Here is a 16905-nt window from a genome sequence, read left to right on the forward strand (position 1 = left end):
GGCCGATGATCGACGAAATACGACGACTCATTTACGGTCCAGCATCATCAGCTTTTCGGCAGGCGATCATTGCAACGGGGAACATGACGGGGTTTCTTCACAATCGCTGGGCCCAGCTTTTCGCCGGCATCGTCTGCATGGTGATGATCTCCAGCCTCCAGCACGGCTGGACGCTGTTCGTGCACCCGATCAACGAGAAGCACGCCTGGGGACGGGCGGCCATCCAGATCGCCTTCACGGTGTTCATCCTGAGCGAGACCTTGCTGGTGCCGTTCGAGGGCTGGGTTGTCGACAGGTTCGGTCCCCGCCCGGTGGCGCTCGCGGGCGGCGTGCTGGTGGCCGTCGCGTGGAGCCTGAACTCCGTGGCCGACTCGCTGCCTTTGCTCTATCTCGGTGCCGCGCTGGGAGGAATCGGCGCGGGCTGCGTCTACGGCACCTGCCTGGGCAGTGCGCTGAAGTGGTTCCCCGACCGCCGGGGCCTGGCCGCCGGCCTGACCGTCGCGGGCTATGGGATCGGCTCGGCGTTCACCATCATCCCGATGCATCACACGATCGAGCATCACGGCTACGAGGCGGCGTTCCTCTGGTTCGGCCTGGGACAGGGCGCGATGATCTGCCTCGTGTCCCTGGCGTTGCGCAAGCCGGAGGCGGAGGTCCTGGCGATTCCGGAGCGACTGCCCCACGCGGTACACGACCACAAGCCCGGCGAGGTGCTGCGCTCGCCGCTCTTCTGGATCCTGTTCGCGATGTCGCTGCTGGTGACCGCGGCCGGGCTGACCTTCACCGCCAATCTGGCAGGGATCGCCCGCAGCTTCGGGGTGGCCGACGTGCCCGTCAGCCTGGTGGGTCTCACTTTGCCGGCGCTGACCTTCGCGCTGACGCTCGACCGCGTCGCGAATGGCATTGCGCGGCCTCTGTGCGGATGGCTCTCGGATTACATCGGGCGCGAGAACACGATGTTCTTCGCCTTCACCCTGGGCGCGCTCAGCATCCTGGCCTTTGCGCGGTGGGGCAACGAGCCGGTCATGTTCGTGCTGCTCGTCTGCCTGGTCTTCTTCGCCTGGGGCGAGGTGGCGAGCCTCTTCCCGGCGACCTGCACCGACTATTTCGGGTCCGGTTACGCCACCACCAATGCCGGCATGCTGCACACGGCCAAGGGCTTCGCCGCCATGCTGGTGCCTCTTGCGGATCCGCTGGTGCGCGCGACGGGCGACTGGCAGCTGGTCTTCGCGCTCGCCGTGGGCGCCAACGCGGTCGCCGCGTTCCTGGGCATCGCCGTCCTGCGGCCGATGCGGGCGGCCTGGCTGCGGCGCGAGTGAGGTCTATTCGACCTTCAGAAGGCCGCTCTTCTGCAACTCCTCGATCAGCGCATCCTCCTTCTGCAGGAAACTGACGAGCTGTTGCGGCGTGAGCGCTTCGGTCTCGGCGCCGAGATCGTTCAGCTTCTCCCTGACCGCCGGGTCCGACAGGGCACCGGCGACGGCTTCGTTCAGTTTCTTCACGATATCCGCTGGAGTACCGGCCGGCGCCATGAGGACGATCGGCGTGGTGCTCGCGAAGTCCTTGACGCCGGTCTCCTGCAGGGTCGGTACATCGGGAAGCTGGCCGGCACGGCGCGCGGTCGTCACGACGATGGCGCGCAGGCGACCGCCGCGGATATGGCCGATCGAGGCCGGCACCTGGTCGATCACGGCATCGATCTGGCCGGCCAGGAGATCGTTCAAGGCGAGGCCGTTGCTCTTGTAGGGAATGATGTTGAAGCGCACGTCGAGCGCCTTCTGCATCTGCAGCAGGGCCAGGTGGTTGGTACTGCCGTTGCCGGGATGACCGACCGTGAGCTTGCCGGGGTTGGCGCGCAAGTAAGCGAGCATGCCGGCCCAATCCTTGATCGGATTGTTGGCGTTGATCACGATGTCCATCGGCGAGGTGCTGAGGAGCGCGACCGGCGCGAAGCTCGCCAAGGTGTAGGGCGGCTTGCCGCCGGTCATGCGCGGGCTGACGAGGAACGTGCCGGTCGATCCCAGGACCAGCGAATAGCCGTCGGGCGCCGACTTCGCGACCGCTTCGGCGCCAATGGCCCCGCCGGCGCCGCCGCGATTCTCGACGATCACCTGCTGTCCCAAACGCTTGGTCAAGGCCTCGGCGAAGAGCCGGCCTGTGAGATCGGCATTGCCGCCGGGGGCGAACGGCACCACGAGGCGGATCGGCTTGTCGGGATAGCCGGCCTGCGCAAGGGCGCGGGCGGCCGGCAGGGCCGCCAGAAGGGCTGCGATCGTCGTGCGCCGCGTCAACGACTTCATTTCCTGAAACCTCTCCTCACCGTCTAATGTCGGCGCATGATAACCGAGGGCAGGCTGGGCGCACGCGCCGTCATCGTCGGAGCGGGCATTGCAGGTCTCGCCGCCGCGGCTTCCGTCGCATCGTTCTTCGAAACGGTGGAAGTATTCGACAAGGACGAGTTGCCGGACACGGCGCGTCCGCGAAAGGGCGTTCCGCAGGACCTGCAGGTCCACATCCTCCTAAAGGGCGGTGAGCTGGCGCTCGAAAGTCTGCTGCCCGGCACGCGGGCGGCGTTGCTGGCCGCCGGCGCCGTCGAAGTGCGGCAGACGGGCGACGTCTCGCTCTGGGAACGCGACGCCTGGCATCCGGCCCGCGACCTTGGGTACAGCCAGCTCATGATGAGCCGGCCGGCCTTCGAGCAGGTGTTGCGCCGGCAGGTGCTGAAGCTCGGCAATGTCGCGATCCGGGATCGGACGACGGTCGACTTGTTGCCGTCCGATGCCGACCTGACGGTGGTTGCGACGGGACGGGGAGATCGGCTGCTGGCCAATTTCGACGTGCCTGAAACAAAACTCGGCATCGAGGTGAGCTACAGTTCGGCGAGGTTCACCAAGCCGGATCGCTTCCGCGGCGAGGGGCGGTTCATCGGCTGCATCCCGCAGCCGCCGGACGATCGCTATGGGCTGGTCTGTCCCATCGAGAACGACGAATGGCTGATCACGCTCTGCAGCCGTTTCGACAACAGGGTACCGGACGATATCGACGGATTTCGTGCCTACGCGGCCGCGCTACCTGCTCCGGACATAGCAGACCGGCTCCGCGAGGCCGTGCCGCTGACGCCCGTGCGCAGCTATCGCATCGGCGAGGCGCGCTGGCGGCACTTCGAGCGCGCCGTGGGCCTGCCGTCGCGCGTGCTGCCGATCGGCGACTGCATCTCGAGCTTCAATCCGACCTTCGGGCAGGGAATGTCTGTCGCGGCCGGCCATGCCGTCGCGTTGCGCAACGTGCTGGCGAACTGGAGCGGCAGCCTCGACGGTGTCGCCGCGGCCTATCTGCCGCTTGCGGCCGAAGTCAGCCGGCAGGCCTGGTCGCTCGCCGCCATGGTCGATCTCGAATATCCCCGCACGGAGGGCGAGCGGCCGGCGAACTTCGACAAGTTCGTGGCGGGAAGCGAGGCGATGCGGCGGGCGGCGATGCTGCATCCCGAGGTCCAGCGCCTGCGTTTCGAGATCGGCAATCTCGTCAAGCCGGACTCGGCAGCCCGTAGTGGACCTGCCGCGCGGCTGGTGGCGCGCGAGATGGCACGGGCGGGAGGGCGGTCGCGTGAGCGCTGAGCCCCCGCCCGATCTCGACATGCTGCGTCGGATCATGCGGCAGCGGCAGCAGCAGGCGACGGCGGAGGTTCGGACCTACAATCGCGGCTCGTGGATCCGCTTCGCCCTGATGTTCATCCCGGTGCCTCTGGTCGTCGTGATCTTCCGGCTCTATCTGGAGGCTTGGCACTACTACATCCTGGGCGGCGCCTTCCTCTTCTTCGCCTGCCTCCTCTACGCACTCGACGACCGCGCGGCGACGCGGCGCGAGGCGTCGCTCAAGGCCGCGAATGCAGCGCGCGTCGCCTATCAGGAGGCGCGGTCAGCGGCGCAACGTTAAAGACGATTGCGCGCCGTGCAGCGGCATTTGTCGACCTGGTGAAGCTCGACCATGTTGCCGCATGGATCGTTGAGGAAGAGCTGCAGCGAATCGGGACTGGTGAGCCCCTCGATTGCCCAGTAGGTCACGCCCAAGCGCTCCAGTTCCTTGCGACTGTCGACGATGTCGGCCACGGCGAGCGCGATGTGCGGCAGGGTCGGGTCCTGGCCGGGCCCCTTGGCGACGGGCGAGGGCTGGTTGCCGCCGAACAGGTGGATCTGGCCGACTTCGCCGACATTGATCCAGAGGCCGGGTATGCCGGGTATGGTGGGGCGACCCTTGTCGCGGTCGAGGCCCAGCACGTCGCTGTAGAAGCTCGCCGTGTCCTCGAGCTTCTCCGCGCCGGTGTCGAGCCGGTATCCGGTGTGATGGATCTCCAGGACCTTGATCGCCATGTTCGTTCCCTCCGTCATCTTCTTGCGCGCCGGCCGATCAGCAGGATCAGGGGAATCGCCAGCGCCGAGCAGGCCGTGTAGAGGCCGAAGGCGTTGATATAGCCGATCATCGCGGCCTGCCGGTTGATTTCCTTCGACAGCTTCGCAAGGCCCGACACGGTCTCGTAGTCCCAGCCCCCCGTCACCCAGGGTAGCGCCAGCGCCTTGTTATAGGGATTCACCAGCTCGACCATGCGGCTGTAGTTGGTGCTGGTGGCGCGGACGATCTCGGCGACGCAGATCGAGATGAAGAAGCTGGAGCCGATGTTGCGCAGAAGGTGATAGACCGCCGTGCCTTCGGCCAGGTTCGCCGCGCTCATGTTGGAGAAGGTGACCAGGGTGAGCGGCACCCAGATCACGCCGACAGCGATGCCCTGCAGCAGGCTGTTCAACATCAGCGTGTTCATGTCGACGTTGAGGTCGATCGCCATCAGCCATACGCCGGACAGGGTCTGTACCGTGAAGCCGGCGATCAGGCCGATGCGCGGGTCCATGCGGCCGACGAAGATGGCGAGGAAGAAGCCGATCGTGGCGCCGACTCCGCGGGCGGCGATGACCTCGCCGATCAGCGCGTCGGGAAAGCCCGCGTGCTGTTGCAGGAGCGGCGGCAGCAGGACCATCGGCGTGAAGTTCAGCATGCCGTAGATCAGCACCAGGACGAGACCCAGCGCGTAGTTTCGGTCGAGCAGGAGCTTGAGGTTGAGGAACGGCCGCTCGGCGGTGAGGCTGTGGGCCAGGAAAACCCAGAAGGAGACGACGGCGATGAAGGCCTCGATCTGGATCTCGGCCGATTCGAACCAGTCGAGCCGCTGGCCGCGCGACAGGACGAGCTGCACGCAGGCGATGGTGACCGAGAGGGAGAGGAAGCCCGTCCAGTCGAGACTGGTCCGGCCGGTCGGCCGGTCGTAGGGAAGGGTGAGGCGCAGGCCGAGGAACGAGAGCAGGCCGACCGGCACGATCATGTAGAAGGCCCAGCGCCAGCTGTAGATCTCGGAGAGCATGCTGCCGACGGTCGGGCCGATCACCGGGCCGATGACGACGGCCATGCCGAAGATCGACGTGACGAGCCCCTGCTGCCGCTTGGGGAACGTGTCGAGCAGGATGGTCTGCGACAGCGGGATCACCGGGGCGCCCAGGGCGCCCTGCAGGACGCGCCACAGGATGAGCGTTTCCAGCGAATCGGCCAGCCCGCACATCAGCGTCGTCAGGGTAAAGGCGAACACCGACCAGATCATCGTCTCGCGCCGTCCGAAGCGCGCCGCCAGCCAGCCGGTCATGGGCGTCGCGACGGCGGTGGCCAGGATGTTGAAGGTCATGGCCCAGGCGATCTCGTCCTGGGTGGCCGACATGGTGCCCTGCATCTGGGGCAGCAGCGTCGAGGCGATCAGCAGCGTGGTGGCGTAGAGGGTGGAGCCCAGGACCACCATGACGAGAATCAGGATGCGCTTGCCCAGCGACGTCTCGGACTCGTCGGGGGCCGGCGGAGCGATGTCGGCGGTGGTAGCGCTTGAACTCATGGCCTGGGCTATTGTAGCCTAGGCAACAATCTTCAGCGAGCAGCGATTGGGCCCCGACGACGACGAATATATCGGTTACGTGCTGTCGGATGTGGCGCGCCTCATCCGCACCGTGTTCGACCGGCGCGTGCGGGACATCGGCCTGACGCGTGCCCAATGGCTCGTGCTCACCCGCCTCTATCGCCGGCCGGGCGCCAGCCAGACCGAGCTGGCGGACATGTTGGAAATCGACCGCGCCAGCGCGGGCCGCATGATCGACCGCATGCAGAAGAACGGCTGGGTCGAGCGCCGCGCCGACACGGGCGACCGCCGCGTCAACCGTCTGCATCTCACCGCCGACGCCCGCCGCGCGCACAGAGGCATGTGGGCGATCGCGGAAGCCACCGTCGACGACGCGCTGGCGCCGCTCTCGGCCGCCGAGCGTGACCAGTTCACGCGGCTCGCGGCGCGGGTGAAGGGCCAACTCCAGTCGATGGCAGGGGCGAACGGATCATGAGCCGCCGCCCCGTCCCCGTGCTGCGCCTGGCCCTTTTGTTCGTGGTTCCGTTGCTCGCGGTCGCCGGGGCGGGGTGGTGGTGGCTGTCGGGCGGACGTTACGTCTCGACCGACAATGCCTACGTGAAGGCCCACATCGTCCAGATCTCGCCCGAGGTCTCGGGCCAGGTCCGTCGCGTCCTGGCCAAGGACCATGCGACCGTCGAGGCGGGCCAACCACTGCTCACCATCGAATCGAGGCCGTTCCGGCTGGCGCTCGACAGCGCCGAGGCCGAGCTCGATACGGCGCGCGCCCATGTCGAGACCCTGCGTGGCATCTGGCGCGAGGCCGTCGCCGAACTGGCCGACGCCGAGGCACGGGCCGTCTATTTCCAGCGCCAGGCGCAGCGGCAGGAGGAACTTGCGATCAAGGGCGTGGCCTCGGCGAGCAAGCGGGACGAATCGCAGAACGACGCCCGCGCGGCGGCCGATCGGGTGTCGACCGCGCGCGAGAAGCTGCAGCGCGTGCTGACGGCGCTGAACGGCGACCCGCAGCTTCCCGCCGATTCCCACCCCATGGTTCGCGAGAAGATCGCGGCACGGGAACGGGCGGCCCTCGATCTTTCACGCACGACAGTCCGCGCGCCGGTGGACGGTGTGGTCGTGAATATGCGCCTGCAGCAGGGCGAGCAGATCAGGGCGGCGACGCCGCTCTTCTCGCTGGTGGTGCTGAGCCGTCCCTGGGTCGAGGCGAACTACAAGGAAACCGAGCTCACCCATGTGAAGGTCGGCCAGAAGGCGACCGTGATGCTCGACACCTATCCCAACGAAACCTGGGAAGCGATCGTCGAGAGCGTCAGCCCGGCGACGGGCGCGGAGTTCGCGATCCTGCCGCCGCAGAATGCCAGCGGGAACTGGGTGAAGGTCGTGCAGCGCCTGCCGGTGAAGTTGCGGCTGCTGCCGCATGTCGGCGAGTCGCCGCTGCGCGCGGGCATGACCGCCACGGTGAAGATCGACACCGGCCGCCAGCGTGACCTGACGAGCTTGATCGGCAGCACGAAGGAGGCGCCGCGGCCGCCAGCGTCATCGTCCACGCCGCACGACGTGACGGCTCAGTCGAAGTAAAAACCCGTCGTCTCGAGCGGCGTGTTTGTGTCGAGCCTTTCTAGCCGCAGGCCAGCGAATAGATGTGCTGGACTTCGCCGGGCAGCGGCATCGCCTGCCAGGTCTTGCCGGCATCGCGGGTACCGAAGACTTCGCCGTCGTAGCGGGCGCCGATATAGACCTGCCCTGCATCGGTCGGGTGGAGGCCGATCGACATGATGGTGCCGTTCACCTTGACCTTGTCGAAGCGGCTCCAACTCTCGCCGCCATCCTCGCTGCGGTAGAGACCGCCGTCCTTGCTGGCGGCGGCGACCGAGAGGGCGGAGTAGAGCGTGTTGGGCTCGACCGGCGAGACGCGGATGTCGCGGCCGTAGGTGGTCGGCGAAAAGCGACCGACCTCCATGTCCCTCCAGGTACGGCCCTGGTCGGCACTGCGGAACAGGCCCATCCGGACGGCAAGCCAAAGCCCGTCGGGGTCGGCGGGATTGATGGTGACGGCGTGGCTGTCGAGCATCCCTTCGGCGGTGGTGTCGCTGACGATCCTGCTCTTGAGATGCTCGTGCTCGGCGAGCTTCAGCAGGCCGGCACTGCAATCGGTCCAGGTCTGGCCGAGATCGATGCTGCGCATGACACCGTTGATCTCGAGGGCCGCATAAATCTCGTCGTGGCGCTTCGGGTGCTGCACGAGCCGCATCACGCGCGACGCAAAGGGACCCTTGCAATGCGTGTCGATGGCGGGCGTCGGCAGGCGCCGCCAAGAGGCCCCTCCATCGTCACTGCGGTAGACGTCGATCGGCGACGCCCCAGCGAAGATGCGGCTGGGATCGCGCGAATCGACCATGAAGGACCAGACCTCCTTGCCCGCGTCGGGAAAGGCGGTCCGGCGGAAGGTGGCGCCGCGGTCCGTGCTGCGCCACACGCCGTCGTTGGTGCCGGCGAACACCGTCTCCGGATCCTTCGGATGGACGAAGACGGTGAAGGCCTGGACGGTGCCCAGCACGTGCTGCCAGTCACCGCCCGCGGTGCCGCGGCGGAAGATGCCGACGCGGCCTGGATGATCGGGTTTCCCGAAATAGCCGGCGACGCCGACATAGATGTTCGACTGCTCGGCCATGACGGGACTCCGGCTCAGTTCTTCTTGACCAGCGGGCACTCGCTGTCGGCCAGCGGCCGGAACGCGTCCTCGCCCGAGATCTCTGACAGCAGCTTGTAGTAGTCCCACGGGCCCTTCGACTCCGACGGCTTCTTGACCTCGAAGAGGTACATGTTGTGCATCTTGCGGCCATCCTGGCGGACATAGCTCGGGCCGAAGATCGGGTCTTCCCACTTGGTGGCCTTCATCGCGGCCATCACCTTGTCGGCATCGTCGGTACCGGTCGCCTTGACCGCATTCAGGTAGGCGAGGGTGGCCGAGTAGAAGCCGGCCTGCACACTGGTCGGCATCTTGCCGTTGAAGCGGGCGGCAAAGCGCTTGGCGAAGGCACGCGTCCGGTCGTTGAGGTCCCAGTAGAACGCCTCGGTCAGGTTCAGCCCCTGCGAGCGCTCGAGGCCCAGCGAATGGATGTCGGAGATGAAGACCAGGAGGCCGGCGAGCTTCTGGCCGCCCTTGACGATGCCGAACTCGGAGGCCTGCTTGATCGAGTTGATCGTGTCGCCGCCGGCATTGGCGAGACCGATGATCTGAGCCTTCGAGCCCTGCGCCTGCAGCAGGAAGGACGAGAAGTCGTTGGTGTTGATCGGGTGCTTGACGCCGCCGACCACTGTGCCTCCCGCCTTCTTGACGACGGCGGAGACGTCGCGTTCCAGCGCGTAGCCGAAGGCGTAGTCGGCGGTGAGGAAGAACCAGGTCTTGCCGCCGGCCTTCACGACCGCCGAGCCGGTGCCGTTGGCGAGGGCCGCCGTGTCGTATACCCAATGGATCAGGTAGGGGTTGCAGAGCTTGCCGGTGAGGTCCGACGAGGCGGGGTCTGGGGCGATGAAGATCTTCTTCTTGTCGCCGGCGACGCGCGCCGCGGCGATCGACGAGGACGAGGCGCCGGCGCCCATCACCATGTCGACTTTCTCGTTGTCATACCAGCGGCCGACGGTGGTTGCCGCCACGTCCGCCTTGTTCTGGATGTCGCCGGAGACGAACTCGATCTTCTGGCCGAGCACGGTGCCGCCGAAATCCTCGATCGCCATCTGGGCCGCGAGAACGGCACCGGGGCCGTTGATGTCGGCGTAAAGGCTCGACAGGTCGGTGGCGAGACCGATCTTGAGCGTGTTGTCGGATAGCTGGGCGGCTGCCGGAAGTGCCCATGCCGCAAGGCAGAATGCGGCCGTGCCAAGCAGGTTACGTCTCATCGTTTCTCTCCCTAGGTTTTGTCGTTGAGACAAGCCTAGCAAGCTGGCGCCAAGCCGCAAAGCCGTAGGAGACGGAAGATGATCGAGAAAATTCTGGACATCCCGACCAGGGATGGAGCGATGGAGACCTTCATCTGCCATCCGGAGCGGGGCGGCCCGTATCCCCCGGTGCTCATGCTGATGGATGCCCCCGGCATCCGCGAGGAACTTTACGACATGGCCCGCCGCCTCGCGACGGTCGGCTACTATGTGATGCTGCCCAATCTTTACTACCGCGCCGGCACCGACACGAAGTACGGGCCGGACGTGCTGAAGCATGGCAGCGACGAGCACAAGCGCATGCGCGCGGTCCGAACGAAAATGACCATCCCGCCGGTCATGGACGACGTGGCGGCGATGATCGCCTATGCCGACGCCCAGAAGGAATCGAAGAAGGGACCGGTCGGGACCCATGGCTACTGCATGAGCGGCCCATATTCCCTGGCGGCGGCGGCGCGCTATCCCGACCGGATTGCGGCGGCGGCCTCGTTCTACGGTACTTGGCTGGTGAGTGATGCGGTCGAGAGTCCGCACCTGACGCTCGGCAAGGCCAAGGGCGAGCTCTACATCTCCTGCGCCGAACACGACGAGCTGGCGCCGCCGGACATGGTCAAAGACCTCAAGGCGCTGTTCGACAAGTCAGGCGCCAAGGGTGAACTGGAAGTCCATCCGACCGTACATCACGGCTTCGCCTTCCCGCAGCGCTGGTGCTACGACAAGCCGGCTGCCGAGCGGCACTGGGAGCGCCTGATCGCGCTCTACCGCCGCAATCTCGGCTAGACGACGCAGGGGGCTCGCGATGGATGGGCAGGTTCTGACGCAGACGGAGATCGATCGGCGCATCTTCGATCTCTACGACGAGTACTGTCATGGCGGCATGGATCGCCGCACTTTCCTGTCGCGAGCGGCCGCCGTGACGGTCGGCGGACTTGCCATGGCGCAGGCCCTGATGCCGCGCTATGCGCAGGCCCAGACGATCTCCTTCACCGACGATCGCATCAAGGCCAAATACGTGACCTATGCGTCGCCCGGCGGGACGTCGGGCACGATGCGCGGCTACCTCGTTCAACCGAAGGGCAATGGCCCGTTCCCGGTGGTGTTGGTCGTCCACGAGAATCGAGGGCTCAATCCCTATATTGAGGACGTGGCGCGCCGCGCGGCGACCGAGGGGTTCCTGGCGCTGGCCCCGGACGGCCTGTTCCCGGTTGGCGGCTATCCCGGAAACGACGATGACGGCCGCACGCTGCAGGCCAAACTCGACCAGGCCAAGCTGCGCACGGACATGGTGAACAGCGCGCGCTTCCTGAAGGCCCATGCGATGTCGACCGGCAAGCTGGGCGTCACCGGCTTCTGCTGGGGCGGTGGCACGACCAACTTCCTGGCCGCGACCCTCGGCGCCGACATGAATGCCGGAGTGCCGTTCTACGGCGCGGCGGCGGAGACCGCTTCGGTGCCGAACATCAAGGCACCCTTGCTGGTGCAGTACGCCGAGACCGACGAGCGCATCAACGCCATGTGGCCGGCCTACGAGGCCGCGCTGAAGTCGGCGGGAGCATCCTACGAGATGTTCATCTATCCCGGCACGCAGCACGGCTTTCACAACAATTCGACGCCGCGCTACAACGAGGCCCAGGCCAAGATCGCCTGGGACCGCACCATCGCCTTCTTCAGGAAGAACCTGGCCTGACTTGGCGTCCGCAAGATCGGACGGCAGGCTCAGGCGGCTCTTGCAGGCTTGGGCTTGCCGGCCTGCCATTCGTCGAGCTTGCGGCGAGCACCGTTCTTGGCCGGGTCCAGCGCCGATTCCTGGCCCGGCACCTTGGCGGACAGCTCGATCACGTAGCCATTGGGATCGCGGAAGTAGATCGACCGGATGAAATGATGGTCGGAGACGCCACGGACCTCGCGGCCTTCCGCCTTGCCTTTGGCGAGCATGCGGTCGAGTGCGTCGGGTTCGACCTCCAGCGCGATGTGGAGGTCGAAATCGTGCTGGTCCTTGAAGGCGAATGGCATGTCCGGCGCCTCGAAGAAGGCGAGGCAGGAGCCGTCGTCGAGCTGGAAGAAGGTGTGCAGGACGCCCGCGCCGGTCGCGCGGCCGGTCTTGGTCTGCTCGATCTTGAGCGTATGAACGAGGGGGAGGCCGAGGAAGTCCTCGTAGAACTTCCTCGTCTCCTCCGAATCGCGGCAGCGATAGGCGTTGTGGTGCAGACCCTTGATCATCGAAACCTCCGATCAGATCGTTTGCACGAGCCTAGCGCGCTCCTAGCGGTCGAGCCAGACGTCCTCGAAGCGCCAGTGATTGTAGATCGTGTTGACCGCAAGATTGACGGCCTTCACTTCGGGGCGCCAGCAGGTGCCGCCCCAGCCATGCTGGATGACGGGACGGGCGCCGTCTTCCTGCAGCTTCTTGTCGATCTCCCACACGAGCTTCCGGCGGGCCTCGATGTCGGTCATCATCGACTGCTGGTCGAACAGCTTCTCGACATCCGGATTGCAGTAGTTGGTGTAGTTGCGCTCCGAGCCGCAGCGGAAGGTCTCGTAGAACACGACGTCCGGATCGTCGACGCCGACACCTTGGATGTTCATGCCGATGGCGAAGTCGCGGCGCATCATGCGGTTGTACCAGACCGCGGTTTCGAGCGGCTCCAGCTCGGCCTGGATGTTCACCTGCTTCAGATGGTCGATCAGGATGACTGCGGGATCCCTGTAACTCGGGATGTTGCGCGTCGAGACCTTGATCTTCAGTGGCTTGTCGGTCGTGTAGCCGAGCTCCGCCATGATCTTGCGGCCTTCCTCGCGCGCCTTGGCGACGTCGGGGCCGTAGCCGGCCACAGTCGAGAGGAACTCTGTCGGCATGCCCCAGAGTCCCTCCGGTGGCGGCAGCATGGCGCCGCCGATCCGGTAGTTGCCTTGTCCCAGTATCTCGTTGAAGGCATTGCGGTCGATCGACAGGGCCATGGCCCGGCGGATCTTCGCGTCGTCGAAGGGTGGCTTCTCGCGGTTGACCAGCAGGTTGGCCTGCGTGTTGGTCGGCTGCGCCTCGCAGATCGCCGTCGGTGCCTGGACCTTGAGATCGTTGACCATGGCCGGCGTGACGACCGACGTGAAGGTCATGTCGAGCTTCCCGGCGACGAAAGTCAGGAGCGAGGTCGCTCGGTTCGGGATGATGGAGAATTCGATCGCGTCGAGATAGGGGCGACCGGGTTTCCAGTAATCCGGATTGCGGGCGAGCTTGATCGACTCGTTCTGTTTCATCTCGACGAACTTGAACGGGCCGGTGCCGATCGGCTTCTGCCGCATCTGCGCCGTCGGGACGTGGCAGGGATAGACCGGTGAGAAGGCCGCGGCGAGCATGGTGAGCAGGGAGGGCTGCGGCCGCTTGAGATGAAAGGTCGCCTCACGGTCGCCGTTGACCGTGACCTTCTCGAGATTGAAGTACCAGGTCTTGCGCGGGTTCTTGCGCAGCTTCGATTCGTCGGAGATCACCATGTCCCAGGTGCACTTCACGTCGGCGCTGGTGAAGGGCTTGCCGTCATGCCACTTCACGCCGTCGCGCAGCTTGAAGGTGAGCTGCTTGCCGTCGTCGCTCCATTTCCACTCGGTGGCGAGGTCGGGGATGATGTTGTCCGGCCTGTTCTGCTTGGTCTTGGGGTCGAACATCACCAGGTTGTTGTAGACCGACATGAACGGCATGACGGTCGAGATGGTCGCTTCCTCGTGGATCGACGCGCTCGGCGGATTGTCCATGTGGGCGATCTTGAGTGTCCCGCCGGATTTCTGCGCCCAGGCGGCCGGCGCCGCAGACAAGGCCAGGATCGCCGCGACGAGCGGCAGTGTCGGATTTGCCATCCTTCGTTTCCTCCTCTTGTTTGTGATGACGCTAGCACTTCGCTGTGCCTAGAGTCGGTCCATGAAGCTCATAAGTTTGCTGGTCGGAATGCTGCTCGCGATGCCGGCCGCCGCCCAGGACTATCCGGCCAGGCCGATCAAGATCATCACGGCCTTCGGGCCGGGCACGGCAACCGACATCGCCGCGCGCGTGATCGGCCAGGACATCGCCGTCCAGACCGGCCAGACCGTCGTCATCGACAACAAGTCAGGTGCCGAAGGCCAGATCGCGGCGCAGTCCGCCGCGGCGGCGGCCCCGGACGGGTACACGCTGTTCTTCACGACGCAGACCACGCAGGCGATCAACCCGCACGTCTACAAGTCGCTGGCCTACGATCCGGTGAAGAGCTTTGCGCCGATCGCCGGCATCACGCTCGGCGCCCAGATCGTGATGGTACGCAACGACCTTCCGGCGAAGACCATCCAGGAGTTCATCGCACTTGCGAAGGCGCAGCCCGGCAAGCTGAGTTTCGGCAGCGGCAACGGGTCGAGCCGCGGCGGCGCCGAGCTGTTCCGCATCATGACCAGGACCGACCTGCTGGGTGTGCCCTACAAGACCCAGCCGCAGGCGATCACCGACCTGCTGGGCGGTCGCATCGACATCATCTTCTCGGACTTCACGGTCGGCCTCCCGCCGGTCCTCGACGGCCGTGCGCGCGGGCTCGCCGTCACCAGCAAGCAGCGCATCCCGGGCCTCGACCAGTTCCCGACGGTCGACGAAAGCGGCGTGCCGGGCTTCGAGATGTGGGCGTGGACGGCGATGTACGCGCCAGCCGGTACGCCGAAGCCCATCGTCGACAAGCTGAATGCGCTGGTGCGGCAGGCAGCCAAGTCACCAGCCTATCTCAACCTGCTCAAGGCCAACTATGGCGTCTCGTTCGTCGGCTCGCCGGAGGAACTCGCTGCCTTCCAGGCGACCGAAACCAAGAAATGGGCCGAGATCGTGTCGATCGCCGGCATGAAGGAACCCTGAGGGAACCTCAGACCGGGCGCCGCCGCAGCCGGGCGGAGACCATGATCTGCCAGATCGCGGCGAAGAGGACGCAAACCGCGACGAGGAAGAAGGCGCTGCGATAGTCGGCGACCGCCGCGATCAGGCCGAAGAGCGGCGGTCCGATGACGGCGCCGGAAAAGGCGAGGGCGGTCTGTACCGCGGCCACGGCGGCGACCTGGCCCGGTGGAGCGAGCGCCGCGAACTCCGCGATCGACACGCCGTTCCAGCTTATGACGACCGTTCCGTAGGCGAAGACGATCAGGCCGATAAGCCAGTAGGGCGTTTCGGCCGATATGAGGCCGGTGGCCACGGCGCCCAGCGCGATTCCGATGCCGGTCCAGCCCAGCAGCATCATGCGCGGGAAACGGTCGCCCAGCGCACCCAGGATCAGGCGCTGAACCGTGCCGCCGATCTGCGCCAGGAACAGCAGGAAGCCGGCCTCGGCGATACTGAGGCGGCAATGCTCGTAGAGGTAGGTGACCAGGAAGAACGTGAAGGTGTGCTGCGCCACGACGTACAGCAGGGCCGACCAGCCGAGCACGCGCATCTCCGGATGCCGCATCACGTAGGCGACGGACGACCAGATTCCCTGCGACGGCGCGGAGGGCGCGACGGACGCATCGAGCCGCGCTCGCAGGAGTTCCAGAACGCCGACGCCGACCAGCATGAGGGCGGCGGCTGCAAGCGAGGCGCCCTGCCATCCCAGCGCGGGCAGCAGCAGCGGCAGCACGATGCCGGCAGCGGCGAAGCCCAGCGGCACGCCGGTCTGCTTCACGGAAAAGACGAGGCTGAACCAGGCTCGCGGCACGCGCTGGCTGAGAATGTGCGCCGAGGCCGGATTGATCGGGCCTTGGGCAAAGCCGATGAAGGCAACCGCGACGACAGTCGCCGCCACGAACGCCGTCGCGTTGAGGGCGAGGCCCGCTGCCGCCGCCAGCATCGCGAACTGGCAGACGCGGACGGCGCCCAGCCGCGAGATCGGCGCCGCGCTCCACAGCGCGACGCCCGAGGCGATGGCGTAGGTGACGGCCGTGAAGGCACCGACCAGTTTCGGTGCGATCCCGAGGTCGCTTGCAACGGCCGGCATCAGCACGCTGAGCGAAAGCACCGCCAGCGAGATGAGCACCTGCGTGCCCAGCATCGCCCCAACCGGGACGAGCGCTTGGCGCAGTCCCGGGCGCGGAGTGTCCGTATCGGGAACCGCGCCCGGTGACATCCTACAGACCGTAGAGGTCGGCCTTGTTCAGGATCGTGTTGCGCAGGATGCGGATCGAGGCGACGTCGACCATTATACCGTCGACGTTGATCGCACCCAGGCCGGCTGCCTCGGCCTCGGCATAGGCCTTCTCGAGCTTGCGGGCACGCGCGATGTCCTCGGCCTTCGGCGAATAGACATCGAGCGCGATGTCGATCTGCGAGGGGTGGATCGCCCACTTGCCGACGCAGCCCAGAATCATCGAGCGCTGGCACTCCTCGCGATAGGCGTCGGGGTTCTTGAAGTCGGCGAACGGGCCGTCGACCGGATCGATACCGGCGGCGCGGCAGGCCATCACCAGCCGGAAGCGGGCATAGTGCCAGACGTCGCCAGGGTAGCCGGCGGAGTCGCCGACGTTCTTGTTGGTGACGCCCATCGAAGCCGAGAAGTCGCCCATGCCGAACACCAGGCATTCGAGGCGCGGCGTGCAGGCAGCGATCGCGTCGACGTTCTGCATGCCCTCGACCTCCTCAATCAGCGCCTCCAGGCCGATCTTGCGCTTCATCTTCAGCTTCTTCTCCATCTGGTGAAGCAGCTTGTCGGCGAACAGCACGTCGGCCACGGTCTGGACCTTGGTCATCATGATCGTGTCGAGATGCTCGCCGGCACCCTCGACGATCTCGATGATGTCCTCATAGGCATACTCGGTGGTCAGGTCGTTGATGCGCACGCAGCGCGTCTTGCCCTTCCAGTTCAGCTCCTTGAGGCCCTGGATGATCTTCTTGCGGGCGTCGCGCTTCTGGCTGGGGGCGACGGCGTCCTCGAGGTCGAGAAAGACGTGGTCGGCCTTCGACTCCGACGCCTTCTGGATCATCTTCTCGCTGGAGCCGGGCGTCGAAAGCTGGACGCGGCGGGCGCGCTTGGGGCGGTCAGTCATGTCTGTCT

General features: G+C 66.1%; 17 protein-coding genes. 8 read left to right on the plus strand and 9 right to left on the minus strand.

Features of this window, described 5'->3' with window-relative positions:
* The first annotated feature begins 83 nt into the window (after positions 1-83).
* On the plus strand, positions 84-1319 hold the full coding sequence (gene oxlT / locus KQ910_RS24290) for an oxalate/formate MFS antiporter (RefSeq protein ID WP_216966183.1): 1236 nt from the start codon (positions 84-86) through the stop codon (positions 1317-1319).
* 3 nt (positions 1320-1322) lie between these two features.
* Here oxlT and KQ910_RS24295 read toward each other — a convergent pair whose 3' ends face one another.
* On the minus strand, positions 1323-2300 hold the full coding sequence (locus KQ910_RS24295) for a tripartite tricarboxylate transporter substrate binding protein (protein ID WP_216966185.1): 978 nt from the start codon (positions 2298-2300) through the stop codon (positions 1323-1325).
* 36 nt (positions 2301-2336) lie between these two features.
* Here KQ910_RS24295 and KQ910_RS24300 point away from each other — a divergent pair, with 36 nt between their 5' ends.
* On the plus strand, positions 2337-3614 hold the full coding sequence (locus tag KQ910_RS24300) for a hypothetical protein (protein WP_216966187.1): 1278 nt from the start codon (positions 2337-2339) through the stop codon (positions 3612-3614).
* Positions 3604-3933, plus strand: coding sequence for a hypothetical protein (locus KQ910_RS24305; protein WP_216966189.1), 330 nt, complete (start codon positions 3604-3606; stop codon positions 3931-3933). Before KQ910_RS24300 ends, KQ910_RS24305 begins: the two co-directional genes overlap by 11 nt.
* Here KQ910_RS24305 and KQ910_RS24310 read toward each other — a convergent pair.
* Both KQ910_RS24310 and KQ910_RS24315 read right to left on the minus strand, forming a co-directional pair.
* Positions 3930-4367 (minus strand): VOC family protein, encoded by a 438-nt coding sequence (locus tag KQ910_RS24310; protein ID WP_216966191.1) that lies wholly within the window; start codon positions 4365-4367, stop codon positions 3930-3932. The genes KQ910_RS24305 and KQ910_RS24310 overlap by 4 nt on opposite strands.
* 14 nt (positions 4368-4381) lie before the next feature.
* Positions 4382-5923 carry a DHA2 family efflux MFS transporter permease subunit gene (locus KQ910_RS24315; protein ID WP_216966193.1) on the minus strand — a complete coding sequence of 514 codons (1542 nt, stop codon included), beginning with the start codon at positions 5921-5923 and terminating at the stop codon, positions 4382-4384.
* Between the two features lie 46 nt (positions 5924-5969).
* Here KQ910_RS24315 and KQ910_RS24320 point away from each other — a divergent pair, with 46 nt between their 5' ends.
* Together KQ910_RS24320 and KQ910_RS24325 are read left to right on the plus strand one after the other, a co-directional pair.
* A complete protein-coding gene (locus KQ910_RS24320; RefSeq protein ID WP_216966195.1) occupies positions 5970-6419 on the plus strand; it encodes a MarR family winged helix-turn-helix transcriptional regulator in 450 nt (149 codons plus the stop codon).
* Complete coding sequence (locus KQ910_RS24325) at positions 6416-7522, plus strand: HlyD family secretion protein (protein ID WP_216966197.1); 1107 nt, start codon at positions 6416-6418, stop codon at positions 7520-7522. The genes KQ910_RS24320 and KQ910_RS24325 overlap by 4 nt, the downstream gene beginning before the upstream one ends.
* A gap of 40 nt (positions 7523-7562) precedes the next feature.
* On the opposite strand, the gene KQ910_RS24330 is transcribed toward KQ910_RS24325, so the two are convergent.
* Both KQ910_RS24330 and KQ910_RS24335 read right to left on the minus strand, forming a co-directional pair.
* On the minus strand, positions 7563-8615 hold the full coding sequence (locus KQ910_RS24330; RefSeq protein ID WP_216966199.1) for a WD40/YVTN/BNR-like repeat-containing protein: 1053 nt from the start codon (positions 8613-8615) through the stop codon (positions 7563-7565).
* Positions 8616-8629: 14 nt separating this feature from the next.
* Positions 8630-9844 carry an ABC transporter substrate-binding protein gene (locus tag KQ910_RS24335; protein WP_216966201.1) on the minus strand — a complete coding sequence of 405 codons (1215 nt, stop codon included), beginning with the start codon at positions 9842-9844 and terminating at the stop codon, positions 8630-8632.
* A 78-nt stretch (positions 9845-9922) separates the two neighbouring features.
* On the opposite strand from KQ910_RS24335, the gene KQ910_RS24340 reads away from it, so the two are divergent.
* Positions 9923-10663, plus strand: coding sequence for a dienelactone hydrolase family protein (locus KQ910_RS24340; RefSeq protein ID WP_216966203.1), 741 nt, complete (start codon positions 9923-9925; stop codon positions 10661-10663).
* A gap of 19 nt (positions 10664-10682) precedes the next feature.
* Complete coding sequence (locus KQ910_RS24345) at positions 10683-11570, plus strand: dienelactone hydrolase family protein (protein ID WP_216966205.1); 888 nt, start codon at positions 10683-10685, stop codon at positions 11568-11570.
* 29 nt (positions 11571-11599) lie between these two features.
* Here KQ910_RS24345 and KQ910_RS24350 read toward each other — a convergent pair whose 3' ends face one another.
* Positions 11600-12103: a VOC family protein gene (locus KQ910_RS24350; protein ID WP_216966206.1), complete on the minus strand. Its 504-nt coding sequence runs from the start codon at positions 12101-12103 to the stop codon at positions 11600-11602.
* A gap of 42 nt (positions 12104-12145) precedes the next feature.
* On the minus strand, positions 12146-13732 hold the full coding sequence (locus tag KQ910_RS24355) for an ABC transporter substrate-binding protein (RefSeq protein WP_216966208.1): 1587 nt from the start codon (positions 13730-13732) through the stop codon (positions 12146-12148).
* Positions 13733-13793: 61 nt separating this feature from the next.
* Here KQ910_RS24355 and KQ910_RS24360 point away from each other — a divergent pair, with 61 nt between their 5' ends.
* Positions 13794-14744 carry a Bug family tripartite tricarboxylate transporter substrate binding protein gene (locus KQ910_RS24360; RefSeq protein ID WP_216966210.1) on the plus strand — a complete coding sequence of 317 codons (951 nt, stop codon included), beginning with the start codon at positions 13794-13796 and terminating at the stop codon, positions 14742-14744.
* A gap of 7 nt (positions 14745-14751) precedes the next feature.
* Here KQ910_RS24360 and KQ910_RS24365 read toward each other — a convergent pair whose 3' ends face one another.
* Together KQ910_RS24365 and KQ910_RS24370 are read right to left on the minus strand one after the other, a co-directional pair.
* A complete protein-coding gene (locus tag KQ910_RS24365) occupies positions 14752-15906 on the minus strand; it encodes an MFS transporter (RefSeq protein ID WP_216966212.1) in 1155 nt (384 codons plus the stop codon).
* Between the two features lie 76 nt (positions 15907-15982).
* Entirely contained in the window at positions 15983-16897 is a 915-nt protein-coding gene (locus KQ910_RS24370; protein WP_216966215.1) for an HpcH/HpaI aldolase/citrate lyase family protein, read from the minus strand.
* Between the last annotated feature and the right edge of the window lie 8 nt (positions 16898-16905).

Source organism: Reyranella humidisoli, from assembly GCF_019039055.1.
In the GTDB taxonomy this organism is placed as follows: Bacteria; Pseudomonadota; Alphaproteobacteria; order Reyranellales; family Reyranellaceae; genus Reyranella; species Reyranella humidisoli.